This is a genomic window from Gordonia sp. HS-NH1 (assembly GCF_001418765.1).
GTDB lineage: Bacteria > Actinomycetota > Actinomycetes > Mycobacteriales > Mycobacteriaceae > Gordonia.
In genome coordinates this window covers 1-24,027 of the sequence record NZ_LIYC01000037.1, presented here as the reverse complement: position 1 = coordinate 24,027, position 24,027 = coordinate 1, and the positions used below count along the sequence as shown (strand labels likewise).

General features: G+C 67.9%; 22 protein-coding genes. 10 read left to right on the top strand and 12 right to left on the bottom strand.

Annotated elements, in window-relative coordinates; translation table 11 throughout:
* Positions 1 to 64: 64 nt before the first annotated feature.
* On the bottom strand, positions 65 to 559 hold the full coding sequence (locus tag AMD30_RS19605; protein WP_055476784.1) for a MarR family winged helix-turn-helix transcriptional regulator: 495 nt from the start codon (positions 557 to 559) through the stop codon (positions 65 to 67).
* Between the two features lie 142 nt (positions 560 to 701).
* On the opposite strand from AMD30_RS19605, the gene AMD30_RS19600 reads away from it, so the two are divergent.
* From AMD30_RS19600 to AMD30_RS19585, 4 genes are all read left to right on the top strand, one after another.
* Positions 702 to 1,184, top strand: coding sequence for a glutathione peroxidase (locus AMD30_RS19600; RefSeq protein ID WP_055476783.1), 483 nt, complete (start codon positions 702 to 704; stop codon positions 1,182 to 1,184).
* A 96-nt stretch (positions 1,185 to 1,280) separates the two neighbouring features.
* Positions 1,281 to 1,520, top strand: a complete 240-nt coding sequence (gene purS / locus AMD30_RS19595) for a phosphoribosylformylglycinamidine synthase subunit PurS (protein WP_010844201.1) — start codon at positions 1,281 to 1,283, stop codon at positions 1,518 to 1,520.
* Positions 1,521 to 1,530: 10 nt separating this feature from the next.
* A complete protein-coding gene (purQ, locus tag AMD30_RS19590) occupies positions 1,531 to 2,211 on the top strand; it encodes a phosphoribosylformylglycinamidine synthase subunit PurQ (protein WP_010844202.1) in 681 nt (226 codons plus the stop codon).
* Between the two features lie 14 nt (positions 2,212 to 2,225).
* Complete coding sequence (locus tag AMD30_RS19585; protein ID WP_055476782.1) at positions 2,226 to 3,518, top strand: M18 family aminopeptidase; 1,293 nt, start codon at positions 2,226 to 2,228, stop codon at positions 3,516 to 3,518.
* A 453-nt stretch (positions 3,519 to 3,971) separates the two neighbouring features.
* On the opposite strand, the gene AMD30_RS19580 is transcribed toward AMD30_RS19585, so the two are convergent.
* Together AMD30_RS19580 and AMD30_RS19575 are read right to left on the bottom strand one after the other, a co-directional pair.
* A complete protein-coding gene (locus AMD30_RS19580) occupies positions 3,972 to 4,745 on the bottom strand; it encodes a lytic transglycosylase domain-containing protein (protein ID WP_055476781.1) in 774 nt (257 codons plus the stop codon).
* Between the two features lie 218 nt (positions 4,746 to 4,963).
* Positions 4,964 to 6,274, bottom strand: a complete 1,311-nt coding sequence (locus tag AMD30_RS19575; protein WP_055476780.1) for a hypothetical protein — start codon at positions 6,272 to 6,274, stop codon at positions 4,964 to 4,966.
* A gap of 116 nt (positions 6,275 to 6,390) precedes the next feature.
* Here AMD30_RS19575 and AMD30_RS19570 point away from each other — a divergent pair, with 116 nt between their 5' ends.
* Positions 6,391 to 6,864 (top strand): anthrone oxygenase family protein, encoded by a 474-nt coding sequence (locus AMD30_RS19570; RefSeq protein ID WP_055476779.1) that lies wholly within the window; start codon positions 6,391 to 6,393, stop codon positions 6,862 to 6,864.
* A gap of 34 nt (positions 6,865 to 6,898) precedes the next feature.
* Here the strand turns inward: AMD30_RS19570 and AMD30_RS19565 are convergent, their stop codons facing one another.
* The 3 genes from AMD30_RS19565 to AMD30_RS19555 all read right to left on the bottom strand — a co-directional run bounded on the left by AMD30_RS19565 (position 6,899) and on the right by AMD30_RS19555 (position 9,736).
* Positions 6,899 to 8,230 (bottom strand): VOC family protein, encoded by a 1,332-nt coding sequence (locus AMD30_RS19565; protein ID WP_055476778.1) that lies wholly within the window; start codon positions 8,228 to 8,230, stop codon positions 6,899 to 6,901.
* The gene (locus AMD30_RS19560) at positions 8,227 to 8,721 is read right to left on the bottom strand and encodes an RNA polymerase sigma factor (RefSeq protein WP_055476777.1); all 495 of its coding nucleotides are present in this window, start codon (positions 8,719 to 8,721) and stop codon (positions 8,227 to 8,229) included. Before AMD30_RS19560 ends, AMD30_RS19565 begins: the two co-directional genes overlap by 4 nt.
* Positions 8,722 to 8,836: 115 nt before the next feature.
* The gene (locus AMD30_RS19555) at positions 8,837 to 9,736 is read right to left on the bottom strand and encodes an alpha/beta fold hydrolase (protein ID WP_055476776.1); all 900 of its coding nucleotides are present in this window, start codon (positions 9,734 to 9,736) and stop codon (positions 8,837 to 8,839) included.
* A 69-nt stretch (positions 9,737 to 9,805) separates the two neighbouring features.
* Here AMD30_RS19555 and AMD30_RS19550 point away from each other — a divergent pair, with 69 nt between their 5' ends.
* Positions 9,806 to 10,408 (top strand): TetR/AcrR family transcriptional regulator, encoded by a 603-nt coding sequence (locus AMD30_RS19550; RefSeq protein ID WP_055476775.1) that lies wholly within the window; start codon positions 9,806 to 9,808, stop codon positions 10,406 to 10,408.
* A gap of 7 nt (positions 10,409 to 10,415) precedes the next feature.
* Here the strand turns inward: AMD30_RS19550 and AMD30_RS19545 are convergent, their stop codons facing one another.
* From AMD30_RS19545 to betT, 3 genes are read right to left on the bottom strand one after another with little or no spacing between them, the layout of a single operon-like run.
* Positions 10,416 to 11,981 (bottom strand): GMC family oxidoreductase, encoded by a 1,566-nt coding sequence (locus AMD30_RS19545; protein ID WP_055476774.1) that lies wholly within the window; start codon positions 11,979 to 11,981, stop codon positions 10,416 to 10,418.
* Positions 11,978 to 13,504: an aldehyde dehydrogenase family protein gene (locus tag AMD30_RS19540; RefSeq protein ID WP_055476773.1), complete on the bottom strand. Its 1,527-nt coding sequence runs from the start codon at positions 13,502 to 13,504 to the stop codon at positions 11,978 to 11,980. The genes AMD30_RS19545 and AMD30_RS19540 overlap by 4 nt, the downstream gene beginning before the upstream one ends.
* Positions 13,501 to 15,642 carry a choline BCCT transporter BetT gene (betT, locus tag AMD30_RS19535; RefSeq protein ID WP_055476772.1) on the bottom strand — a complete coding sequence of 714 codons (2,142 nt, stop codon included), beginning with the start codon at positions 15,640 to 15,642 and terminating at the stop codon, positions 13,501 to 13,503. Before betT ends, AMD30_RS19540 begins: the two co-directional genes overlap by 4 nt.
* 102 nt (positions 15,643 to 15,744) lie before the next feature.
* On the opposite strand from betT, the gene AMD30_RS19530 reads away from it, so the two are divergent.
* From AMD30_RS19530 to AMD30_RS19520, 3 genes are all read left to right on the top strand, one after another.
* Positions 15,745 to 16,503, top strand: coding sequence for a VOC family protein (locus AMD30_RS19530; protein ID WP_055476771.1), 759 nt, complete (start codon positions 15,745 to 15,747; stop codon positions 16,501 to 16,503).
* Between the two features lie 274 nt (positions 16,504 to 16,777).
* A complete protein-coding gene (locus AMD30_RS19525; protein WP_055476770.1) occupies positions 16,778 to 19,318 on the top strand; it encodes an ATP-dependent Clp protease ATP-binding subunit in 2,541 nt (846 codons plus the stop codon).
* Between the two features lie 138 nt (positions 19,319 to 19,456).
* Complete coding sequence (locus tag AMD30_RS19520; RefSeq protein ID WP_055476769.1) at positions 19,457 to 20,338, top strand: enoyl-CoA hydratase-related protein; 882 nt, start codon at positions 19,457 to 19,459, stop codon at positions 20,336 to 20,338.
* A gap of 20 nt (positions 20,339 to 20,358) precedes the next feature.
* Here the strand turns inward: AMD30_RS19520 and AMD30_RS19515 are convergent, their stop codons facing one another.
* Positions 20,359 to 20,733, bottom strand: a complete 375-nt coding sequence (locus tag AMD30_RS19515; protein WP_055476768.1) for a hypothetical protein — start codon at positions 20,731 to 20,733, stop codon at positions 20,359 to 20,361.
* A 356-nt stretch (positions 20,734 to 21,089) separates the two neighbouring features.
* Between AMD30_RS19515 and AMD30_RS19510 the strand changes: the two genes are divergently transcribed.
* Positions 21,090 to 21,587, top strand: coding sequence for an HNH endonuclease (locus AMD30_RS19510; protein ID WP_055476767.1), 498 nt, complete (start codon positions 21,090 to 21,092; stop codon positions 21,585 to 21,587).
* A 32-nt stretch (positions 21,588 to 21,619) separates the two neighbouring features.
* On the opposite strand, the gene AMD30_RS19505 is transcribed toward AMD30_RS19510, so the two are convergent.
* Together AMD30_RS19505 and AMD30_RS19500 are read right to left on the bottom strand one after the other, a co-directional pair.
* Complete coding sequence (locus tag AMD30_RS19505) at positions 21,620 to 22,291, bottom strand: DUF305 domain-containing protein (protein ID WP_055476766.1); 672 nt, start codon at positions 22,289 to 22,291, stop codon at positions 21,620 to 21,622.
* Positions 22,288 to 23,874, bottom strand: coding sequence for an LVIVD repeat-containing protein (locus tag AMD30_RS19500; protein WP_055476765.1), 1,587 nt, complete (start codon positions 23,872 to 23,874; stop codon positions 22,288 to 22,290). Before AMD30_RS19500 ends, AMD30_RS19505 begins: the two co-directional genes overlap by 4 nt.
* Between the last annotated feature and the right edge of the window lie 153 nt (positions 23,875 to 24,027).

Genomic DNA, 24,027 nt, shown 5'->3' with positions numbered 1-24,027 from the left:
CCGGTATCGGAGGGTGTTCGGGTTCAGAGGGTGGTGCCGAGGGCCGGCGGGTCGACTTCTGAGGTCATGAGGCCCGGTGTCGGGTCTCGGCCGGCAGCCGGAAGTGGTCGACCTCGTCGTCGACGATGGGACGTAGCGCCGTACACAGGTTGTCCCGGAGTTCGGCGGGCAGACGGGCCACGAAGTCCTGGATGGTTCCGTGCTTCATAGCCAGGTGGGTCTCCAGGAAGCGCATTCCCGCGTCGGTGAGGGAGATGCGCTTGACCCGCCGGTCGGACGGATCCTCGCGACGATCGACGAGGCCCCCGCCGACCAGTTTGTCCACTGTCCGGCCGGCGGCCGCGAGTGACAGCTGTACCTGATCGGCGATCGCGTTCACCGACATCGGACCTGCCTGGCATCCGAGTGCCGAGAGGATGCGCAGCTGGGAGAACGTGATGTCGGTGGAGGCCAGACTTTCCAGTGCTTCCGGCCGGCTCAGGCTGGTGAGTCGGTCCAGGAATGCATTGAGCGCCGACGATGCGGCAGACACCGACTCATCGGCACCGCGGAAACCCATGCATTCTTCGGCCACCGGAAGATGCTAACGCAAATGCAACTATTGCAGAAACGCAAACAACGGTGACCTTGTGCATACGCGCCACGGTGCTGTGACCTACGTCTCGAAAGCTCCGCGGCCGGCGACGTCTAACCTGGCGTCCATGGCCAACATCAAGGACATCCCGGTTTCTGCCCTCGACGGTTCCGACGTCTCGCTGAACGACTTCGGCGGACCGCTTCTCGTGGTGAACGTCGCCAGCAAGTGCGGTCTCACGCCCCAGTACGCCGGCCTGGAGGAGCTCGCCAAGACATACGGGGACAAAGGGCTCACCGTCGTCGGAGTGCCGTGCAACCAGTTCATGGGGCAGGAGCCGGGTACCGCCGAGGAGATCGCGACCTTCTGTTCGGCGACCTACGGTGTGACCTTCCCGCTGCTCGAGAAGACCGACGTCAATGGCGACTTTCGCCACCCGCTGTACGCCGAACTCACCCAACACGCCGACGCCGACGGCGAAGCGGGCGACATCCAGTGGAACTTCGAGAAGTTTCTCGTCAACGCCGACGGCGAAGTCGTCAACCGCTTCCGTCCGCGCACCGAGCCGACCGACCCGACGGTCATCGCCGCCATCGAATCCGTGCTCTGAGGCGATTTGGCGCACCCGGTAAGCTGACCGGCGTGAACTGATCGGGACACACACCGATCAGGCGACAACCGACCAGCAGACATTGAGGAGCGGTCCATGGCGCGAGTGGTGGTCGACGTGATGCCCAAAGCCGAGATTCTCGACCCCCAGGGCCAGGCCATCGTCGGCGCCCTGGGTCGGCTCGGGTTCAGCGGAATCGGCGACGTCCGGCAGGGCAAGCGTTTCGAGCTCGAGGTCGACGACACGGTCGACGACACGACCCTCGAGCGCATCGCCGAAGAACTCCTGACCAACACCGTCATCGAGAACTTCAACGTCTCGCGCGTCGCGGAGTAGAGAGCAGCACATGACAGCACGTATCGGGGTCATCACCTTCCCCGGCACCCTCGACGATGTCGACGCCGCCCGCGCGGTCCGGCTCGCGGGCGCCGAGCCGGTCGCACTGTGGCACGGCGACGCCGACCTCAAGGGTGTCGACGCCATCATCGTGCCCGGCGGGTTCTCCTATGGCGACTACCTGCGGGCCGGTGCCATCGCCCGTTTCGCGCCGGTCATGGGATCGGTCGTCGAGGCCGCGGGCAAGGGGATGCCGATCCTCGGCATCTGCAACGGTTTTCAGGTCCTCTGTGAGGCCGGACTGCTCCCGGGCGCACTGACCCGCAACGAGGGCCTGCACTTCATCTGCCGGGACGAGTGGCTGCGTGTCGAGTCGAACACCACGGCGTGGACGACCCGGTTCGAGCAGGGCGCGGAGATCCTGATCCCCCTCAAGTCCGGTGAAGGACGTTACGTGGCGTCGGAGCGCAAGCTCGAGGAACTCGAGGGTGAGGGGCTCGTGGTGTTCCGGTTCCCCGAGCGGAACCCCAACGGTTCGTCGCTCGACATCGCCGGGATCTCCAGCCCCGACGGGCGGATCGTCGGCCTGATGCCGCACCCCGAGCACGCCACGGAGCCGCTCACCGGCCCCAGTGACGACGGCCTCGGACTGTTCTACTCGGCGATCGACTCGGTTCTCGCCTCCGCGTGAGAGCAGGCACGCCGATGAGTGCGTCCGCCAGAATCCCGACCAGTGCGACCGCGCGCGGGCTCGGCGAGTTCGTCGACGCGTCGCCGTCGCCGTTCCACGTCTGTGCGACGGTGGCACGTGAACTCGAAAACGCCGGGTACACGCGACTTTTCGAGGACCAGGAGTGGCCCGGAGGTGACCTCGACGCGCCGTCGGCGCGGCACTACGTGATCCGCGGCGGCTCGATCATCGCCTGGGAGACAGGGCCCTCGGGTGCCTTCCGCATCGTCGGCGGGCACACCGACAGTGCCAACCTGCGGCTCAAGCAGCATCCGGACCGCTCGTCGGCCGGAGTCGCGATGGTCGCGCTCGAACCCTACGGCGGTGCGTGGCTCAACTCCTGGCTCGATCGCGACCTCGGCCTCTCCGGCCGTCTCGCGTACCGGTCGGGAAACTCGGTGGCGCACACGCTGGTCCATGTCACCGAGCCGGTGGTGCGGGTGCCCCAGCTCGCGATCCATCTGTCCGAGGACCGCAAGGGCGTCTCGCTCGATCCGCAACGGCATGTCAACGCCGTGTGGGGGATCGGTGACGAGGTTCCCGATGTCCTGGGCTGGGTGTCGGAGTATGCGGGGATCGATCCGGACGCGGTCCTCGGCTGGGAGCTCATGACCCACGACGTCGCACCGTCGGCGATCATCGGTGCCGACGGAAATCTGCTCAGCGCACCCCGTTTGGACAACCAGGGCACCTGTTACACGGGTTTGCGCGCATTGCTCGACGCCGGGTCGTCGAATCACACGAAGATGCTGGTCCTGTTCGACCACGAGGAGGTCGGCAGCGGTTCCGAACGCGGTGCCGCCTCGGACTTCCTGGGCTCGGTCTGCGAACGAATCGTCTTGGCGCGGGGCGGATCACGCGCGGACTTCCTGCGGGCGATGGCCGCGAGTGTGTGCCTGTCGGGCGACATGGCCCATGCGACTCACCCGAACTATCCCGAACGGCACGAACCCGGCCACCGCATCTCGATCGGCGGCGGCCCGGTGCTCAAGGTGAACCAGAACCTGCGCTACGCGTCGGATGCGGTGGGAGAGGCAGTCTTCGCGCTCGCATGCGACTCCGCGGGCGTCCCGATGCAGCGGTACGTCCATCGGGCGGATCTGCCGTGCGGGTCGACGATCGGACCGATCACGGCATCGCGCACGGGTCTCACGACGATCGACGTCGGCGCGCCACAGCTGGCAATGCACTCCGCACGCGAGCTCATGGGTGCCGACGACGTGCCGATGTATTCGGCTGCGCTGCAAGCGTTCCTGACGCAGGACTGAGGTCCGGCGCCCGCCGTCCCTGAGGAGCGAGCTTGCGAGCTGGTGCCTGCTCCCTGAGGAGCGAGCTTGCGAGCTGGTGCCTGCTCCCTGAGGAGCGAGCTTGCGAGCGCCACGAAGGGTTTCGCAGCCTCGGTCGCCGACCCTTCGTGGCTCGTCGCTTGCGCTCCTCGCACCTCAGGGGGCAGAGGTGGGAGGTTGTCGCTATCGCTTCTCGCACCGCAGATGGTGAGGCGGCACAAAGCTGCGTTTCGTAACCGACAGACTTCAACTCGACTCCCAGACTTCGATCGAAGTCCATCGGTCGAGTTGACGTCTGTCGGTCACGAGCACGAGCGCCGAGCCCTGCTCGTCGCCCCTGTGTCGTTGCTGTGCGTGACTCCGCGGGCCGCTCTGTCCCAACTCCGGAACGGCCGATCTTCCAGTTCTTCCGGACCAGGTGCGAGGAGAGCGCGATCAGTACTCGCGGGCGAAACCGAGGACTTTGTCCACGTAGTCCATCGAGTTGTTGTACCGCAGCACCGCGGTCACCAGCGAGGACGAGTCCCGCAGGTCGAGGTCTTCGTCGCACAGGTAGTTCGCGGTGGTCAGCGCGGCGTCGAAGATGTTCTGCGGGTCGGACTTTCCGTCGCGATTGCCGTCGGCGGCGTACATCTTCCACGTCGACGGCAGGAACTGCATCGGGCCGACCGCGCGGTCGTAGACCGGGTCGCCGTCGAGTTGGCCGCCGTCGGTGTCACCGATGACCTGGTTGCCGGCGAGGGACCCGTCGAGGCGCGGACCGAAGATCGCACTGCGCAGCACGCCGTCGGGGTTCACGTTGCCCTGATCGGCGTGATGGGACTCGACGCGACCGATTCCGGCGATGACCTTCCAGTCGATGCCGCAGCGCGGGTGGGTGCTCGTGACGGCCTTGGCGGCCGAGGAGTACGCGTCGTAGTTGGTCACCGGGACCGCGCCGGTCGTGACGCTCGCCGGGCGGACCGGGGGCGGTGGGGGCGTCGGCGCGATCGGGTGGGCCCGGACGGCAGGCGTCACGGCGGGTGGTGTGGTGGTGGCCTCGGTCGCGGACTGGGACGACTGGGGCGCCGACACAGGCGTCGGGGCCAGTGTCTGACCGGAGAGCTCGGCTCCGGCGGTGGCCGCGCCGGCCAGTACGCCGACCGGCAGGAGGGCGGTGGCCCACAGCGGTGTGCGTGACCTCTTCCGTGGCTTGGAGTGCTTACCCAAAACTGATCGACCTCGCGTGTACATCTCGTGGTTCGTGCTTGCGGAACCGAGCCGACCGTACACGCGGCCGTGAGCAAAGCGTTATCTTGTCGTAACCGAATCAGGTCTGTACGGGACGACGTTTTCGTGTTTTTGCAGGTGAGGCCCGAAGCTCGAGCGCGCCTGTGAAACGGCCCACACGATGGTTGATGGCGGGACGATCGGGGCAGCGGCCGGGGTCAGTTCGGGCGCAGCATCGACAGGGTGCTGCCCTCGCTGACGACGATGTATCCGTCGACCACCCGGACGAGACCGGGGGAGGACAAGCCGCGTTCCCACGCCGCGGTGTTGCCCGGGGTGAGTCCGGTCAGCAGCCCCTGATTGACAAGGATCATGGTGGTGCCGCTGGACCCGACGCACCGCGGATTGGCGAGGATCGGTTGCTGCGGACCGGGCGGGGGCCCGCTGCCGACGTGTGCGCCGTCGGCGAGCGCGTACGTCGTCCGTGAACCGTCGAGGCGGCCGAAGTTGACGAGGGAGCCACAGGCGACGGCATTGGCCTTGGACAGTTCGCCGTCGCGGATCTGCCACAGCGCCCCCGCTTGCGCGGGATCGCGGACCTCGTACTGTCCCTCGGCGGCGAACACCCGGTTCGCGGCGTTCAGGACGGGCAGGGTCGACGGTCCCGGCAGCACGCGCAGGCCGTCGGCCTCCGCGACCGGATCGGCGTCGACCCGCCCGTTGACGGTGGCGTAGGTGACCACCTTCTCCTCGCCGTAGGCCTGGTGGTCGACGGTCACGCCGGTCGGGTAGAGCTTGATCGCGCACTGGTCGCAACCGATGCGGTCCTCCCCGGTCGCCGGGTTGACCAGATGCTGGCTGGCATCGGCGGTCTTGATGACGACGATGTCGCCGGAGACGTCGATGCCGACGACCGGTGCCGCGAAGGTCCGTGCCCAGATGTTGTTGCCGGCCGGGGTGTTCAGCGTGACCTGGTGCCCGACCCGGTTGACGCGCAGGAAGTCGGTGCCGAGACCCTCGACCGCCTTGGTGTCCAGATACTCCGCGGTGCGGGTCGGGACCCCGTCGTCGTCGACGAGGTAGAAACCGTCGTCGAGCGGGGTGCCCAGCTGTACCGCGCAACCGACCTGGCCCGCCTCGTTGACCGCGCAGTCGCCCTGCCCCGCGTTGATGGGGCTGTCCCACAGCAGTTTTCCGGTACGCCGGTCCACCATCACGAACGAGCGTCCCAATCCGGACGGATACGTGATGAGCCAACCCTCGTCGGAGGTGTCGGCGACTTCGATGGTGACCTCACCGACGTAGTCGGGCAGGTCCTCCTGGCCGACGATCGTCCAGGCGGTCCCCGGCTCACGTTCGTATCCGCGCAGCTCGCCGTAGGCGTACTCACCGTCGTCGGTCCGGGCGTCACCGCTCGCGAGCACCACGCCACCGGTCACGACCAGCGCGGCGCACAGGACGAAGACGATGGTCCCGATGCCGAACGGCAGACGCGCGGACAGGGCCCGGACGCGAGGGCGAGAGGACATGGGTAAGAGTCAACCATGACGGCGGTGGCCGCTCCGGAGTCGGGATCCGGACGGCGGAGCAGGAAATCCGCCGGTCGGGTCACGGTTTTCGCCTCGCGAGATGCTGAACTGTTCCCATGGATCTGCTGCGCGAGGTGTTGGTGACCCTGACGATCGTGACCACCGGGCTCAGCGCCGGTGTGCTGGCGGGATTCGGCTACGCCGTGATCCCGGGTCTGACCCGGGCAGGTGCCGACGTCGCGGTCGCGGCCATGCAACGGATGAACAGCGCCATCCTCAACCCGCTCTTCGCGGTGATCTTCGGCGGCGGTCTGCTGTTCGGCGCGCTGACCGTCTGGCTCGGTTGGGGTTCGGGTCTCCGCTGGTGGGCCTTCGCCGCGACGGTCCTCACCGCGCTCGGCATCGTGATCACGATGGTCGTCAACGTCCCCGCCAACGACCGCCTCGACGCCGCGGGCGATGTCCGCGGAGACGAGGCGGAGAGCGTCTGGTCGCGGTTCACCGCCGTCTGGGTGCCGTGGAACGTCGTGCGTTCGCTGCTGACCGCCGCAGCGATGGTGGTGCTGATCGTCGGGTTGTTGGTGGGCTGATGCCGTGTTGCTTCCTGCGCGTGCGGGTGGGTGCTCAGAACAACTGACCGAGGTAGAACTGCCCGCCCTGGTCGTCGGCGCATCGCGCGGAAACGCCGTACGGGGCGGTGCTCGGTTCCTCCAGTATCGTCCCGCCCGCGGCGCGGACGCGCTCGACTGCGGCGACGACGTCGTCGGTCGTCCACATCGGCACGGCGACCGGGCGGTCCGCGCCGCCCGCGAGACCGATCTGCGGTCGGGAGTCGTCGACCTCCCAGCCGTCGTCGACGCGCCCGCCGTGGAACGTCCAGCCGAGCACCGAACCGTAGAACTCGCGGAACCGTCCGCTGTCGGGCGTCAGCACCGTCAGGTAGGTCATGGCTCCGGGTGCGCGCGGGTGCGCCTCCGGCCGGGTGTCCTCCGGGTCGGAGGCGAAGACCGCGAATCGGACGCCCTGATCATCGACGGCGTCGACGACGCGGTGTCCGTCGGGACTGGAACCGAACGTCCCCTGTCCGCCGGCCGCGACGATGCGCTCGTGGGCGGCCTCGAGGTCGTCGACGGCGTACGCGCAGAACATCGTCGGGGCGCCCGGGGTCTCGAAGATGCCGAGGCGATGACCAACGTTGATGACACGCCGTCCCTGTGAGTCGAACTCCCAGCCGAGGACGTCGCCGTAGAAGCGTCGGGCACGGGCGGCGTCGGGCGTGTTCAGGGACATGAAGCCCACGTCGCCCTGGCGGATCACCGCGGGGGTCGTGGTCTTCGACGGCCCGCTCAGCATCCAGCGGTGCCCGAACGGGTCGACGACGACCGCAGTGCGGGTGCCGTGGGCTTCGTACGGCTCGCGGGTCACCGCGGCTCCGGCGCGGGCGGCGCTCGAGACCGCATCGTCGGTGTCGTCGACGGCGACCATCAGGCTGACCGAGACCTGCCCGGGGGCGGGCGCGCGGAGTCCGAGATCGGGGAACTCGGCGGCGAGATAGACCGCGCCGCCGCCCAATTCGAGTTCGGCGTGGCCGATCACGCCGTCGGCCATGACGATCGGTTCGCCGCGCAACCGTGCGCCGAACGCGTCGACGTACCAGTCGATCGCGGCCTGCGGTTCGGCCACGACGAGATACGGGAGGGCGCCGGGGCGTTCCACCACCGGTTCTCCTCGGGAGGGCGCAGCGGACGGGGCGGTCTCCGATGCATCGAGTTGTGTTGCGGTGGCCATGACGACTCCTTCGGGTAGGTTCGCGCCGCGCTCGAGGCGATCACGCAGCGCGGCGGCGAAATCGCGGTCGGGACGAACGGGATCGTCGAAGCCCGGCGTGTGCGCCGCGTTCAGGACGTGCAGCGGATCTCGCGTCGCGTCGAAGCGCGAGCTGTTCCGGGTACTCATGCGTGACCTCCTCTCCCGCTGGGCTGGGGTTGTGTTTCGGGGTAGGCGGCACGGAACGCGCGCTTGGCCCTGGTGAGAAGTGCCTCGGTCGCGCCGACCGTGCGGCCCAGGATCTCCGCGCACTCGCCGACGGGGAGATCGTCGACGTAGCGCAGCGTCAGCACCGAACGGTGGACCGGCGACAGCTGGCCCAGGGTGTGATGGGCGACCATCCGGTCGAGTTCGGTGTCCCACGGATCGTTGCCGCGGTCGGGTGGATTCTCGACGGGCTCCGGGGTGCGCTGGGCGCGTCGCCAGTGATCGGTGAGCTTGTGCCGGGCGATCCCGATCAGCCACCCGGTGGTCGGTTCGGTGTCGCGTCGTCGTCGGACGGAGTCCATCGCGGCCAGGAAGGTCTCCGAGGTGACGTCCTCGGCGGTGCGACGATCCGGGCAGCGGCGCACGACGAAGCCGTACACCTCTGGCAGTGCCTGGTCATAGACTGCCAGCAATCCCTCTGGTCCCCGGGTCGAAGAAACCGGTTGGTCGCTGCTCACACCTTCATCGTCGTGGCTGGACGCGACAATCCGACGGGTGTGGCGGAAATTTCCTCCGCGGGACGGACAGTCAGGGCGACGTGAGGTCCCCGACGGTGAGCTCGACGATCTGGTCGGCCACGGCCCGCGGCTGGTCGAGCGACACGAAGGTCCGTGCGTCGGGAACCTCGACGAACGGCGCGCCGCCTGGGAAGGCAGCGGCCAGCCGGCGTCCGTGCGCCGGGGTGAAGCATCGGTCGTCGCGTCCCCAGACCAGGCGGACCGGAAGGTCGACACCGGACATCCGTGGGGTGATCGTCGCCAGTTCGGCCGGGCTGATGCCTCGGAGGAACGCGATGAAGTCGTCGCGGATGCGCGCATCGGTCTGCAGTGGCTCGAAGACCGAGCCGGTGAGTTCGGGGTCCGGGTCGTTGAGCAGCAGGCCGACCCCGAGTGCGGAATGGCGCAGTGCGCGCAGTCGCATCGCCTCGGCCAGGGGCTTCAGCAGCCAACGGTGCTTCATCAGTGTGAAGTACAGCCGGAACGGCTGGGGTGGGAACAGATCGAACGCATCGCAGTTGGTGAACACCAACCGGCTGACGAATCGCGGGTCGTCGTCGAGCGCGAACTGGGTGATGGCGCCGCCGGAGTCGTTGGCCACGAGTGTCGCGGCGGACAGGCCGAACCGGTCGACGAACTCACGCAGGAGCCGGCCCATCCCGCGCGGCGAGCGGTCCGCCCCGGGCCCGAGCGGAATGCGATGGGAGCCCAGGGGCATGAGGGGGACCAGGCACCTGAACCCGCGTTCGGCGAGCAGGAGCGCGGTCGGTTCCCACAGGCGATGGTCGACGACGGCGCCGTGGACGAAGACGATCGGCGGATGCGCGGACTCCGTGGGCCCGTATGTGGCGTACTCGAGGACGCCGGAGGGCAGTTCGACGCTCGGAAGTGTGGTGGGTGGGGGTGTGGCCGCCTGCGGTGCAGTTGCCATGGTGAGACCCGCTTCTCGTAGACTTGGATGACTTACGAACACTGAGTATGAAAGTTACGTGCAAACTGTATGAAAGTCAATCGTCGTACCCAGGCGGAGCGGACCGCGGCCACCCGCGCGGCGCTGATCGCCGCCGGCCGCAAGCTCTTCGGTGAGCGCGGTTTCGCCGACGTGGGCACGCAGGAGATCGTCGCCGAGGCCGGCGTCACGCGCGGTGCGCTCTATCACCAGTTCGACGACAAGAAGGGGCTCTTCGTCGCCGTCTACGACGATGTGGAGCAGTCGATCGTCGCGCAGATCGCCGCGGACGTCGGCGAACGGGCCGGTGACGATCCGCTCGCCGCGCTCAAGTCGGGCATGCGCCTCTTCCTGCGGCTGTGTACCGAGCCGGAAGTGCACCGCATCACTCTGGTCGAGGCGCCGTCGGTGCTGGGCTGGAGCGAATGGCGTGCTCGCGGTGAAGAATTCGGCTTCGCACTCGTCGAGGGTCTGATCGCGGCGGCGATCGAGACGGGGCAGGCGGTCGAGCAGCCCACCCGCCCGCTCGCCCATGTCGCGATCGGCGCCCTCGACGAGGCGGCGCTCTACGTCGCCGCCGCCGACGATCGCGAGGCCGCCACCGAGCAGGTGGCCGCCGTCCTCGAGCGGATCGTCGACTCCTTCGCGACCTAGTTCTGCGTCAGTTGTCCGCGCGCACCAGCTCGGCGCAGCGCTCGCCGACGAGCATGACGGTGAGGTTCGGGTTCACCGTGGTGTGCTCGGGAAACACCGACGCGTCGGCCACGCGCAGGCCCGCAACGCCTTTCACGCGCAGCTCGGGGTCCAGCGGCGACAGCTCGTCGTCGGGCGGGCCCATCCGCACGGTGCCCACCGGGTGGTAGACGGTGTTGTGCGTCCGGGTGATGTAGTCGGCCAGTTCGGCGTCGCTCGTCGTGCCGGGACCGGGATACAGTTCGCGCGCGATCCACGGCGCCAACGGTTCGGCCGCAGCGATCTCGCGGGCCTTCCGCAGGCCGGCGATCATGATCCGCATGTCGTAGCCCTCGACGTCGGTGAAGTACCGCGGGTCCACGCGCGGCTTGTCACGAAAGTCGCGGGAGCGCAACGCAACCGTGCCCCGTGACCGCGCGTGCGTCACGTTCGGCGTCAGGCAGAAGGTGTTGTCACTGGTCGGGTAGCCCTGACGAAGGGTGTGCATGTCGAAGGGCACACTGCCGTAGTGCATCATCAGGTCCGGCCGGGTCAGACCCTCGTCTATGGTGGTGAAGACGCCCGCCTCCCACCACTGGGTCGACTCGCGTGTCATGGGCTTCGTGGTCTCGAACCCGATGACCCCCTCGGGATGGTCCTGGAGGTGTTCACCGACCCCCGGTGCGTCGACGAGCGCCTCGATCTCGTGCTCGCGCAGGTCGTCGGCGGGCCCGATTCCGGAGAGCATCAGCAACTTCGGAGAATCGATCGCGCCCGTCGAGACGATGACCTCACCCCGGGCCTCGATCCGTGTGGTGCGACCGAAGGCGTTGTCGGTGATGTCCACGCCCACGGCGCGCAGCTCGCCGTCGACCCTCTCGATGACCACGCGCTTGGCCCATGATCCGGTACGGACGGTGAGATTCGGGCGGTCGAGGTGCGGATGCAGGTAGCTCACCGACGACGAGGCGCGCACTCCGTCGGGCCGTCGGTTGATCTGGAAGAAGTTGGCGCCGTTGACGAGCGTGGTGTCGCTGTTGAACTCGACACGGGGGATGCCGACCGACTCGCACGCATCGAGCAGGGCGAGGGCGCACGGGTCCTTCGGCGGCACGCTCATGACGTGGACGGGTCCGCTGCGACCGTGGTGTGCGCCCGGCGCGTCGTTGGTCTCGATCTGCGGATAGAGCCGGTACAGCTCCGCCGAACCCCACCCGGCGCAACCGAAGTCGCGTTCCCAGGAGTCGAGGTCTTCCCGCGGGGCCCAGAAGGCGATGCAGCTGTTGTGCGAACTGCACCCGCCGAGGACCTTGGCACGGGCGTGCCGCATGAAGTCGTTGCCGTTCTCCTGCGGCTCGATGGGATAGTCCCAGTCGTAACCGGATTCGAGGAGATCCATCCATCGGTCGAGTCGCAGGATCGCGTCGTCGCCGACATCGGAGGGGCCCGCCTCCAGCAGGCACACCGAGATCGATGGGTCCTCCGACAGCCGCGACGCGATCACGGCACCCGCCGAGCCGCCGCCGACGACCACGTGGTCGTAGGTCTCGCTCATCGCCGATCCCCTCGGTCGCCCGACCGGTCCGCGAACCAGCCGGTGACACCCGGTCTGAGGTTCTCGTAGACATGTTTGGCCTCGCGGTACTCCGCCAGCCCCGACGGCCCGAGTTCCCGACCGAAACCGGACTGGCCGTACCCGCCCCACTCGGCTTCGGGCAGATACGGTCCGAAGTCGTTGACCCACACCGTTCCGGCGCGGATCCGTCCGGCGATGCGACGGGCGCGCGCCGCATCGGCCGACCAGACCGCCCCGGCCAATCCGTAGACGGTGTCGTTGGCCAGGGTCACCGCCTCGTCCTCGGTGGTGAAGGTCTCCACGGTGACGGTGGGCCCGAACGCCTCGTCGTGCACGCAGGCCATCGACCGGTCGGCGTGATCGATCACGGTGGGCAGATAGAACCACCCGTCGTCGAGGCTGCCCGATCCCGCATCGCCCGTCGCGAATGCGCCGCCGGTACGGATGACGGCACCGTCCGCCCGGGCCTGTTCGACGTAGGCGTGCACCTTGTCGCGGTGTGCCGCCGAGATGAGCGGACCGGTCTCGGTGCCCTCGGAGTAGGGGAGGCCGAGACGGATTCGATCCGCACGGTGGACGAGTTCGTCGACGAAGCGGTCGTGTGCGGATTCCTCGATGATGAGCCGTGCGCCCGCCGAACACACCTGGCCGGAGTGCAGGAATGCGGCGTTGAGCGCGTTGTCGACCGCGGCGGCGAGCAACTCGTCGGTGGCGCAGGCGTCGGCGAACACCACGTTGGGGTTCTTGCCCCCGAGTTCGAGTGCGACCTTCTTCACCGTCGCCGACGCCTCGCGGGCGATGATCCGGCCGGTCACGAGTCCGCCGGTGAACGAGACCAGGTCGACGTCGGGATGCGAGGACAGGGGCGCCCCGGCCACGGCCCCCGCGCCCAGGACGAGGTTGCCCACGCCTGCCGGGAGGCCGACCTGCTCGAGGACCTGCATCAGCAGGATCGAGGTGTGTGGGGTCAGTTCGGCGGGCTTGAGGACGAAGGTGTTTCCCGCCGCGAGTGCCGGCGCGACCTTCCAGGCCGCCTGCAGCAGGGGGTAGTTCCACGGTGTGATCAGCCCGCAGACGCCGACCGGTTCGTAGACGATGCGGGAATCGGAGTCGGGGGAGCCGGTGTCGACCACGCGGCCGGCATCGGTCGCCGCGAGTTTGCCGAAATACCGGAAGCAGTGGGCGATGTCGGCCATGTCGAGGTCGGACTCGTACGGCCGCTTACCCGTGTCGAGGGTCTCGGCCCGGACGAATTCGTCTCTGCGCTCGTCGATCTGATCCGCGACGCGGAGGAGGAGGTCCCCACGCTCGGCGGCGGGTGTTGCGCTCCACTCGCCGGCGTCGAACGCGCGTCGTGCCGCCGCGATCGCGGCCTCGGTGTCGGCCACGCCCGCCTCGGACACCGTGCCGACGACCGAGTTGTCTGCGGGACAGCGGATCTCACGGGTCTCGCCGGAGACGGCCGGTTGCCACCGGCCGTCGATGTAGAGGGTCTCGCTCATCGAGCCGGTGCTCCTTCGGAACTGCTGTCGGGGATGTCCGTGTCGCTGTCGGGCACGGTACCCTCGCCGGCGCCCGGATCGGGCTCGGGGTCGTGGTGATCACCGGCGGCATCCCGCAGGTGCAGGTATCCGAGATGGCGTTCGTACTGGTCGAGTATGTCGCCGATGATCTGGTCGCGGGTGTACCCGGTGAGCGAGTAACCCTGCGACCCCTCGGTGAGGTACACCTCGCAACGGAAGTAGCGATCGTCGGAACGCTGCGACCGGACCGCGTAGGTGGGGGTCGGGGCCGAGACCGGCCACACGCAGTACTCGAAGCGGGGGACCTCGGCGAGCTCGACGACGAGGCGCGGAGACGGCAGACCCTCGTTCTCGGCCGACTCGTCGACGGTCGCGGTGACCCCCTCGCGACCGAACTGTTCGGCGACCTCGGTCATCGCCGGTACGACGTTGGCGCCGATGAACTTTCGGGTGGCGACCGGGCCGGGGAAGCGAAGGGTCCCGATGAGTCGTTGCCGCCAGCTGCCGTGTTCGGTGGGGCCGCGCCCGACGGCGATCACCTTCGGCAAGGTCGTCCGGAAGCTGTCGAGTTTGACCGATTCGCTGCGGACGGCACGCAGCAGGGAGATGCCGATCAGCCCGAGTACGAAGGAGAACGGCAGGCCCATGATCACGGTCGCGGCCTGCAGGGTCAGGATGGACCCGTCACCGCCGCCGGCGAACAGCATCGACAGCGTCAGCAGGCCGATCGCCACCGACCAGAAGACGCGCAACGGGCGCGCGCAGTCGGCCATCGGGTCGTCGAGACGACTGGTGAAATTGCCCATGACGAGCGAGCCGGAGTCGGCGCTGGTCACGTAGAAGAGCAGGCCGGTGATCGTCGCGATGCCGATGAGCAGCGTCGAACCGGGGTATTGCTCGAGCAGCGAATAGAACCCGGCTTCGGGTGTGGAGGCGGTCGTCTCGGCGAAGTCCGCATCGCCGCGCGCCACCTGCAGGGCGCTGTTGCCGAAGATCGAGATCCACACCAGGATGAAGCTGAACGGGACCACCAGGACCCCGAAGATGAACTGGCGCAACGTGCGTCCGCGTGAGATGCGGGCCAGGAAGAGTCCGACGAACGGGGCCCAGGCCACCCACCAGGCCCAGAAGAAGAGGGTCCAGCCGTCGACGAAGGCGCGGGCGTCGTTGCCGGGCGGCGGATTCACCTGATCCCAGGCGAAGGTGTCGAGGGTCCGGTCGGCGAAGGTGGACACGTAGTCGCCTGCGTTCTGGACGAGCCCGTTGAGCAAGAAGTCCGCATCCTTGGCCACCGTGATGTAGACGAGCATGCAGATCGCCAGGATCACGTTGATCTCGGAGAGGCGGCGGATGCCCTTGTCCACGCCGGAGGTCGCCGACGCCGTCGCGATGACCACAGCCAGCACGATGAGGCCGATCTGGGCCGCCTTGCCCTGCTCGATCCCGAAGATCTCGTTGAGCCCGAAGTTGAGCTGGACGACCCCGATTCCCAACGACGTCGCGATGCCGAAGATGGTGCCGAGCACGGCCGCGACGTCGATCGCGTCGCCCCAGCGGCCTTCGACACGTCTGCCGAAGACCGGGTACAGGGCCGCCCGGATCGTCAGCGGGAGGTTGTGCCGGAAGGCGAAGTAGGCGAGCGCGCCACCCATGAGCGCGTACATCGCCCAACCGGTGACCCCGTAGTGGAACACCGTCCACGTGACGGCCTCCCGCGCCGCCGAGTTGGTCTCGGCGAGTCCGGTCGGCGGGTTGAGGTAGTGGGTCACGGGTTCGGCGACGGAGAAGAACATCAGATCGATGCCGATCCCCGCGGCGAACAGCATCGAGGTCCAGGTGAACAGGCTGTACTCCGGGCGCGACTCCTCCGGCCCCAGCCGGTAGCGCCCGTACTTGCTGAGGCCGAGGAACACCACGAGTCCGACGATGGCGGTGGCGAGGACGAAATACCACCAACCGAACCACCGGGTGATGAAGTCGCGCACGTCGTTGATCGTCGACTCGGCCGCCGCCGGTGCCGCCAGCGCCCAGACGGCGAAGGCCACCACGATGACGCCCGAGGCGATGAAGACCGTCAGATTGACCCGGTGTGACCGGGGCCGGGCGTCGTGGGTCATGGGCTACGACGCTAATCCGATCACCGGTGAAGCGCGCGGTGTGCGCGAAACGCCCGGCGGGCACACCGATGAGTTCGGGTCCGGCGAGCGGTCTGTATCACCATGGCCACCGCAACCAGCAGTTCGGTACTCCTCTCCAGCGACGACCCGGGACGCCTTGCCCGGTGGTATTCGACCGCCTTCCAGGCGCAGATCGAATCGACCGGGGCCGGGGGACCCGGATACGACTATGTGGAACTCGACGGCTTCTTCCTCCTGTTCGACAAACGCGCCGACGTGTCGGGGCCGGCCACCGACGGCCCTCGCCGGATCCTCAATGTCGACGTCGACGACCCCCAGGCGACGGCGGCGCGTCTGGACGACCTGGGTGCCGAATGGATCAGTCCTCTCGAGAACCGGGGCGGCAGCTTCCTGGGGACCGTCGCCGACCCCGACGGCAACTGGGTCCAGATCATCCGGCTGTCCGACGAGGAAGAGATCGGGATGGGTCCACCGGCGTCGACGTGCAGCGGCTTCGCGGTCCGCGACCTCGGCTCCACCGAGCGGTTCTACCGCGACGTCCTCGGGATGCGGGTGCTGCGGTACCCGATGGGCATCCTGGGAATCCGGATCCGGCGGCAGGTGACCGTCCTGGCGTATCCGAAGGACGATCACGTCCCCGCGGATTTCACCGTCCTCAACATCGCCGTGTCCGATCTCGAGGCCACGGTGGACCAACTGGTCGGCAAGGGCGTCGAGATGCTGCGGTACGAGGGTTTCGCCCACGATGAGCGGGGGATCGTCCGCGGCGGGGACAACGGGCCCGACATCGCGTGGTTCGCCGATCCGTCGGGCAACATCCTGTCCGTGCTGCAGGTGTGAGCTCGAGGTGGGCGGCATCGGGGGCACTCGGCGGCGCCGTTCGCTCTCGGCGTAGCGGCGGGGGAACACAGCCCCGGCCAGCGCAGTTGTACTGTGCACATCCCCGCCGCATCGGTGGATCCACGCACTCTGCGCAGGCGTTAACTGCAGGTGCACCCGAGACGACCTCTAGAGTGGAAGCAGGCTGGTCGTCGTCTATCCGTACCGGTTGTCCTCAGGGGCCTCCGAAGCGGTCTCCGCGGCGGCCGGGGCGCTAGCAATGTGAGGGAGAACAATGTTCGAACGGTTCACCGACCGCGCGCGTCGGGTTGTGGTTCTGGCCCAAGAAGAAGCGCGCATGCTCAACCACAACTACATCGGTACCGAGCACATCCTCCTCGGCCTCATCCACGAGGGCGAGGGCGTGGCCGCCAAGGCGCTCGAGTCGCTCGGGATCTCCCTGGAAGGGGTCCGCAGCCAGGTCGAGGAGATCATCGGCCAGGGGCAGCAGGCGCCGTCGGGGCACATCCCGTTCACCCCGCGTGCCAAGAAGGTGCTGGAGCTCTCGCTGCGCGAGGCCCTGCAGCTCGGCCACAACTACATCGGTACCGAGCACATCCTGCTCGGCCTGATCCGCGAGGGCGAGGGCGTCGCCGCCCAGGTGCTGGTGAAGCTCGGCGCCGACCTCAACCGGGTCCGGCAGCAGGTCATCCAGCTCCTCAGCGGATACCAGGGCAAGGAGCCACAGGAGGCCGGCACCGGCGGACGCAGCAGCGAGTCCGGCACGCCGTCCACCTCGCTGGTCCTCGACCAGTTCGGTCGCAACCTGACCGCCGCCGCCTCGGAGGGCAAGCTCGACCCGGTCATCGGCCGGGAGAAGGAAATCGAGCGTGTCATGCAGGTGCTCAGCCGCCGCACCAAGAACAACCCGGTGCTGATCGGTGAGCCGGGCGTCGGCAAGACCGCCGTCGTCGAGGGTCTGGCGCAGGCGATCGTCAACGGCAAGGTCCCCGAGACCCTCAAGGACAAGCAGCTCTACACCCTCGACCTCGGTTCGCTGGTCGCGGGCAGCCGCTACCGCGGTGACTTCGAGGAACGCCTCAAGAAGGTGCTCAAGGAGATCAACACCCGCGGCGACATCATCCTGTTCATCGACGAGCTGCACACGCTCGTCGGCGCGGGTGCCGCCGAGGGCGCGATCGACGCCGCCAGCATCCTCAAGCCGAAGCTGGCGCGTGGCGAGCTGCAGACCATCGGTGCGACGACCCTCGACGAGTACCGCAAGTACATCGAGAAGGACGCCGCCCTCGAGCGCCGGTTCCAGCCCGTCCAGGTGGGCGAGCCGTCCGTCGAGCACACCATCGAGATCCTCAAGGGTCTGCGCGACCGGTACGAGTCGCACCACCGCGTCTCCATCACCGACGGTGCGCTGGTCGCCGCCGCGACGCTGGCCGACCGCTACATCAACGACCGGTTCCTGCCGGACAAGGCGATCGACCTCATCGACGAGGCCGGTGCGCGCATGCGCATCCGCCGGATGACCGCGCCGCCAGACCTGCGCGAGTTCGACGACCGCATCGCCGACGCGCGCAAGGAGAAGGAAAGCGCGATCGACGCGCAGGACTTCGAGAAGGCCGCCAGCCTCCGCGACAAGGAGAAGCAGCTGGTCGCCGAACGCGCCGAGCGCGAGAAGCAGTGGCGCAGCGGTGACATGGACGTGGTGGCCGAGGTCGACGACGAGCAGATCGCCGAGGTCCTCGGAAACTGGACCGGTATCCCGGTGTTCAAGCTCACCGAGGAGGAGACCACCCGTCTGCTCCGCATGGAGGACGAGCTGCACAAGCGGATCATCGGCCAGGAGGACGCCGTCAGGGCGGTGTCCAAGGCCATCCGTCGCACGCGCGCCGGTCTGAAGGATCCGAAGCGTCCGTCGGGCTCGTTCATCTTCGCCGGCCCGTCCGGTGTCGGTAAGACCGAGCTCTCCAAGGCGCTCGCGAACTTCCTGTTCGGCGAGGACGACGCGCTCATCCAGATCGACATGGGCGAGTTCCACGACCGCTTCACCGCTTCGCGGCTGTTCGGTGCCCCTCCCGGGTACGTCGGCTACGAAGAGGGCGGTCAGCTCACCGAGAAGGTGCGCCGCAAGCCGTTCTCGGTGGTGCTCTTCGACGAGATCGAAAAGGCCCACTCGGAGATCTACAACACGCTGTTGCAGGTCCTCGAGGACGGTCGCCTGACCGACGGTCAGGGTCGCACGGTCGACTTCAAGAACACCGTGCTGATCTTCACGTCCAACCTCGGTACCTCGGACATCTCCAAGGCCGTTGGCATGGGCTTCTCGTCGAGCGACGGCACCAAGTCGAACTACGACCGGATGAAGCAGAAGGTCAACGACGAGCTCAAGAAGCACTTCCGCCCCGAGTTCCTCAACCGTATCGACGACATCGTCGTGTTCCACCAGCTCACGCGTGAGGAGATCATCCAGATGGTCGATCTCATGCTGACGCGCGTGGAAGGTGCGCTGAAGAACAAGGACATGGCCCTCGAGGTCACCGACCGCGCGAAGTCGCTGCTGGCCAAGCGCGGGTTCGATCCGGTGCTGGGTGCGCGCCCGCTGCGTCGCACCATCCAGCGCGAGATCGAGGACCAGCTGTCGGAGAAGATCCTGTTCGGCGACATCGCTCCCGGACAGATCGTCCTCGTCGACGTGGAGAACTGGGACGGTGAAGGCGAAGGCGACGACGCCCGATTCGTCTTCACCGGTTCGGAGAAGCCGCGCATGGTTCCCGACGCACCGGTCGAGCTCACCAAGGCCGGCGAGTCCGACGCGAGCTGACATCGTGCCCGTCTGAGCAGATCTGACACAACGGCGGCGTCACCCGAGGAGGGTGGCGCCGCCGTTGTGTTGTGTCTGAAACGGATACCTTTGACACAGCCGACGCGGAGTGTCCCAGCGCCCGATAGCATCACCTCTGTGACGAGCGATACATCAGACGTCGGGCGCAAGTCCCGACAAGACCAGCCCACCATCACCGTCGAGCGCGACGGGGAGATCGCGATCTTCCGGCTCAACCGGCCCGACCGGCTCAACGCGTTCACCGTGCAGATGAGGGAGGAGCTCTGCGCCGCGTTCGACGAGACCGATGCCGACGACACTGTGCGTGCGGTGGTGCTGACGGGTAACGGCCGCGCGTTCTGTGCCGGCGCCGATCTCGAGGCGGGTGGTGCGACGTTCGATGCCTCGTCGGTGGTGGAGTCCGATGCGGGCCGGGAGCCCGAGATTCCCGCGGACGAGGGCGGCAAACTCACCCTGCGCATGTTCGCCTCGCTCAAACCGATCGTCGTGGCCGTCAACGGCCCGTCGGCCGGCGTCGGGGTGACGATGACCCTGCCCGCCGACGTCCGGATCGCCTCGGAGGACGCGAAGTTCGGGTTCGTCTTCGCCGCTCGCGGTCTCGTTCCCGAAGCCGCGTCGAGTTGGTTCCTGCCCCGGCTGGTCGGGTTGCCGACGGCGTTGCAGTGGACGATCGGTGCCAAGATGGTGCAGGCCGACGAGGCTCTCGACCGCGGGCTGATCCAGCAGATCGTCCCCAAGGACCAGGTGCTCGAGACCGCCATCGCCGTCGCGCGCGAGATGACCGCGAACAGTGCGCCCGTCTCGGCGGCACTGACCCGGCAACTGCTCTGGCGGATGGCCGGCGCACCCAGCCCGCTCGACGCTCATCGTGCCGACTCGAAGGCGATCTTCTACCGGGGGCAGTCCGGGGACGTCTATGAAGGCGTCATGTCCTTCCTGGAGAAGCGGCCGGCGACCTACCCCAACACGGTCTCGGCGGATCTGCCCGAGATCTTCTGATCCGCGCGCCTGCTCCCTGCTCAGTCGAGGGTCCCGGCCTGGCGTCCGATCTCGAGCACCACGAAGATCATGACCAGCTGGATGGCGCAGCACCACGCGCCGGCAGGCCAGGCGGGGATTCGCCGTCGGATTCGGCGAACGACGAGCGTCACCGACACCACGAGCAAACCCACCGCCGACACGATGGCCGTGCCGACGGCCACCTCGGTCCAGACCGGATTTCCGCACGCTTCGTGGGCGCAGGCGTCGGTGACGAAGGCGGTCAGGGTCGCGGTCAGGAACGTGATCAGGGCCAGGATTCCCTGGATCAGCCACAGCAGGATCGACACCGACAGGTCACCCGACCGCAGGGGCGGCTGCGGTACGTGGGCGTCGGGCGTCTCGTCGAGGGGCACTCGAAGACGATAGCTCCGGAGACTCTTCGCTCAACGTGCCCTACGGTGAAAAATGCCTGCAAACAGCCCGTGTGAACTGGGTGAACATCCGAACACGCCGGACATAAACGGTGGCAGTGCACCCGGAGCGCGGTTATCGTGGCGACAGAGCATGCCAGACCAACGAGAGGAGGTGACGCAGATGTCGATGGGTGACAAGGCTTTCGCCGGCGAGTGGCGGACCGCCCCATCCGACCGTCCGTGCGGACTGGAATCCGACGGCAGGCCGGGACCGATCACATCACGCGTCACCAGTTCCTGAGGTCATGAACCTCGGTGGTCGGCGCACTCACTCGCCCACGCATCGAGGAGCTGTCATGACCATCTTCGTCACCAATGCCGGACTACAGATCCTGGCGCGCGTCACCTGGCGCCGCGCCGCGGTCCTGTTGACCACCGAGGTCGCGCGGAACGTCGAGGGCACCCCGCTGGTTCGCGTCGTCCATTCCCCGACGCTGTCCCTGCCCATCCACAAGGTGGTGGCGATCAGACGAGACGCCTACCGCCCGTTTGCGGGTAAGACGATGGACTCCTACGCGTCGAATGCGACCATCCTGCGTCGCGATCAATGGATCTGCGCCTACTGCGACGGCCCGGCCGACACCGTCGACCACATCGTCCCGGTGTCCCAGGGTGGCCCGAGCACGTTCGGCAATCAGGTCGCGGCGTGCAAGTCCTGCAACGGGTTCAAGGCCAACCGGACGCCGCGCAAGGCGGGGATGGCCCTGCGGCACGCGCCGTTCGTCTACGACCCCTGGGCGGCGGACCAGAAAGAGGTGTGGGAGATGTTCATCCTGCATCCGAAGACCGATTGAGGCTCGACTCCGATCCGTTGCCGACCGTGTGATCACGTCGGCAACGGATCGGCGCCGCGCTCCTTGAGCAGCATGGTCATCAGGCCGATCTCGTCGCCCTGATCGCCGATCATCATGAGTGCCAGATCCTTCGTGGCGGAACCGGTTCGCGCGTCGTTGTACGCCGTCTGGGCCATCGACATCCCGCCACGATGGTGCCGGATCATCAACTGCAGGAACAAGATCTCGGCATCGGTGGGTGGCAGGGCGCTCAGGCGGCCGACCTCGTCGATGCTCGCCATCCCCGGCATCGGCGGGTGGGAGCCGAGTCCGTCGCCGTGCTGGGTGTCCCCGTGACGGGCGTCCCCACCGGCCATCCAGGACATCGGCTCCGCCGCGGTGATCGGGTGGTCGAACCACTGCAGCCAGCCTCGCATCGTCGCGCTCTCGGCGGTCTGCGTGTGGACGATCCGGTCGGCGACACCGCGGATCTGCGGCGCGACCCCGGGTACCGCGCCGATCGTCCTCGACATGAGGATGGCCTGGTCGTGGTGCGCCGACATGTCCTGTGCGAATCCGATGTCGGACACACTCATCGCGGACGAGTCGTGGTCGCGGCCCGCCCACACGGCCCCCACGACGACGCCCATCGTGAGCAGGAGTGCCGCGGTCGCGGCGACCACGACGGCGCGCACCAGCGGAACGTCGGGGCGAGAGAAGCTCATCCGATCGTGCTGTTCTGGTCCGGGGGTGGGGTGTACACGGCGGGACTCAGCCGCAACACCTGGAAACCGCCGTCGGAACAGGTGACGCGCAGCTCGTTTCCCCGGAACTCGGGCGGGGACATGCACCAGTCGGTCGACATGTCGCCGCCGACGACCATTCCGCTACGGGGACCGACCATCTCGTTCAGCCTGACCTTGCCGTTCGCGATCGACATTCCGAGACTGAGGAATTCGACGGCGGGCACGCCGAGTAGCGAGCCGACGACATGTGGTGAGTTGGGTGTCTGCAGCAGGGTGGTGCCCGTGCGGGCCGGCGGGTTGTAGTAGCCGATCTCGCGGATACGGTCGAGGTCGCGGATGTCGAAGACCCGGATGCCCGACGACTCCCATCCGCAGGCCAGCGCGGTGGGATCGTTCGGCCGGTCGACCGCGCAGTAGTGCGGGTTGCTGCTGAACAGCGAACCGCCGGTCGACGACCGCAGATTGGTGTCGAGGTGCTCGGGGAGGTTGATCTCGAGCTTGATCTGCGCGGTGTACCGGGGTGCGTTCACCTTCGTCACGTCGAAGATCTTGACCCCGCCGGAACCGGCCTCGTCCGCGGTGACGATGTGGGGCCGACCGCGGTAGGTGATCGGGATCGAGTGCTGGTTGAGCTGGCCGTCGGGCCACAGGTACGCGGCGAGGTGGGGGACCTGGGGATGCGGGCGTCTGCGCTGGACGTCGCTGATGTCGAGCACGGTCACCCCCGCCATGTTCGACAGGAACATCCGATTCCCGTCCGGGGAGATGCCGAAGCCGTGTCCGAGGAACGAGTGGAGACCCTGCCAGATCACGCGGGGCGACCGGGGATCGGAGATGTCGATGGCGCTGAGGTGCCCGGGGAACACCCCGGAGGCCCAGTAGGTGCGGCCGTCGGGCGAGAAACCGCCCTCGTGGGAGGTGAACGGCAGCGGCGTCGACGTGCCCGGGCCCCTGTTGAGGAGTCTGGGCCGGGTGCAGTCGGAGATGTCGTAGACGGCGAAGAACCCGCCGCCCCACAGCAGCGGCACCGATGTCGCGGCGAGGAGCTTGCGCTCCTTGTTGACCTTCAGGGTCTCCCAGGTGCCACCGCGCATGGCCGGATCCGTCAGCGACCCGACGACACGCGGCGAGCTCGGGTCCGAGGCGTCGATGACCTGAACGCCCGGCGGGTTCACCCAATTGTTCCCGGGAAACAGGCTGCCGGTGTAGCTGCAGTGCTCGAAGTTCGCCGAGACGATGCCGCCGCCGGCGCCGCGGACACCGCCGAGCCGCGTGACGTTGCAGCGGTAGCCGCGCATGCTGCGGCCGGAGAGGCGATCCTCCGCGCTGACGTCACCCTGCAGACCTGGCTCGGGGAGTGAGCCGGGGCCGCATGCGGCCTGGGGAACCGAGACCTCGGAGATGTCGGGAAAGAGGTGGTTGGCCGCGTCCGCGGGCGCGGCCACGAGCAGAGTGGAGACGAGCGTGGCGCCGGCGGCGAGGCAGGTGACGGCGCGGACTCGTCGCCGCCACCGTCGTCCCGCATGGTCCGCACGTCGCACGTCGATTCGAGCTGGCATCATCGCATCCCCCGATCGTGATCTGAGTCACGCTAGCGGGCGGGATTCGAGGGCACGGCGAAATCGTCGAATCCACCCCACGGCAGTGGCCGGCCCGGGGTCGCCGGGCCGGCCGCTGCAAGAGGGGAGTCGCGATCAGACGGCGTCGCCGCCGTC

What these genes read in the sequence shown, in the direction of transcription:
- AMD30_RS19530 (WP_055476771.1), top strand. Translation starts at nt 15,745, where the DNA reads ATGGCCACCGCAACCAGCAGTTCGGTACTCCTCTCCAGCGACGACCCG.
- AMD30_RS19505 (WP_055476766.1), bottom strand. Translation starts at nt 22,291, where the DNA reads ATGAGCTTCTCTCGCCCCGACGTTCCGCTGGTGCGCGCCGTCGTGGTC.
- purQ (WP_010844202.1), top strand. Translation starts at nt 1,531, where the DNA reads ATGACAGCACGTATCGGGGTCATCACCTTCCCCGGCACCCTCGACGAT.
- AMD30_RS19525 (WP_055476770.1), top strand. Translation starts at nt 16,778, where the DNA reads ATGTTCGAACGGTTCACCGACCGCGCGCGTCGGGTTGTGGTTCTGGCC.
- AMD30_RS19510 (WP_055476767.1), top strand. Translation starts at nt 21,090, where the DNA reads ATGACCATCTTCGTCACCAATGCCGGACTACAGATCCTGGCGCGCGTC.
- AMD30_RS19540 (WP_055476773.1), bottom strand. Translation starts at nt 13,504, where the DNA reads ATGAGCGAGACCCTCTACATCGACGGCCGGTGGCAACCGGCCGTCTCC.
- betT (WP_055476772.1), bottom strand. Translation starts at nt 15,642, where the DNA reads ATGACCCACGACGCCCGGCCCCGGTCACACCGGGTCAATCTGACGGTC.
- AMD30_RS19555 (WP_055476776.1), bottom strand. Translation starts at nt 9,736, where the DNA reads ATGGCAACTGCACCGCAGGCGGCCACACCCCCACCCACCACACTTCCG.
- AMD30_RS19565 (WP_055476778.1), bottom strand. Translation starts at nt 8,230, where the DNA reads ATGAGTACCCGGAACAGCTCGCGCTTCGACGCGACGCGAGATCCGCTG.
- AMD30_RS19500 (WP_055476765.1), bottom strand. Translation starts at nt 23,874, where the DNA reads ATGATGCCAGCTCGAATCGACGTGCGACGTGCGGACCATGCGGGACGA.
- AMD30_RS19545 (WP_055476774.1), bottom strand. Translation starts at nt 11,981, where the DNA reads ATGAGCGAGACCTACGACCACGTGGTCGTCGGCGGCGGCTCGGCGGGT.
- AMD30_RS19600 (WP_055476783.1), top strand. Translation starts at nt 702, where the DNA reads ATGGCCAACATCAAGGACATCCCGGTTTCTGCCCTCGACGGTTCCGAC.
- purS (WP_010844201.1), top strand. Translation starts at nt 1,281, where the DNA reads ATGGCGCGAGTGGTGGTCGACGTGATGCCCAAAGCCGAGATTCTCGAC.
- AMD30_RS19575 (WP_055476780.1), bottom strand. Translation starts at nt 6,274, where the DNA reads ATGTCCTCTCGCCCTCGCGTCCGGGCCCTGTCCGCGCGTCTGCCGTTC.
- AMD30_RS19585 (WP_055476782.1), top strand. Translation starts at nt 2,226, where the DNA reads ATGAGTGCGTCCGCCAGAATCCCGACCAGTGCGACCGCGCGCGGGCTC.
- AMD30_RS19605 (WP_055476784.1), bottom strand. Translation starts at nt 559, where the DNA reads ATGGGTTTCCGCGGTGCCGATGAGTCGGTGTCTGCCGCATCGTCGGCG.
- AMD30_RS19550 (WP_055476775.1), top strand. Translation starts at nt 9,806, where the DNA reads ATGAAAGTCAATCGTCGTACCCAGGCGGAGCGGACCGCGGCCACCCGC.
- AMD30_RS19570 (WP_055476779.1), top strand. Translation starts at nt 6,391, where the DNA reads ATGGATCTGCTGCGCGAGGTGTTGGTGACCCTGACGATCGTGACCACC.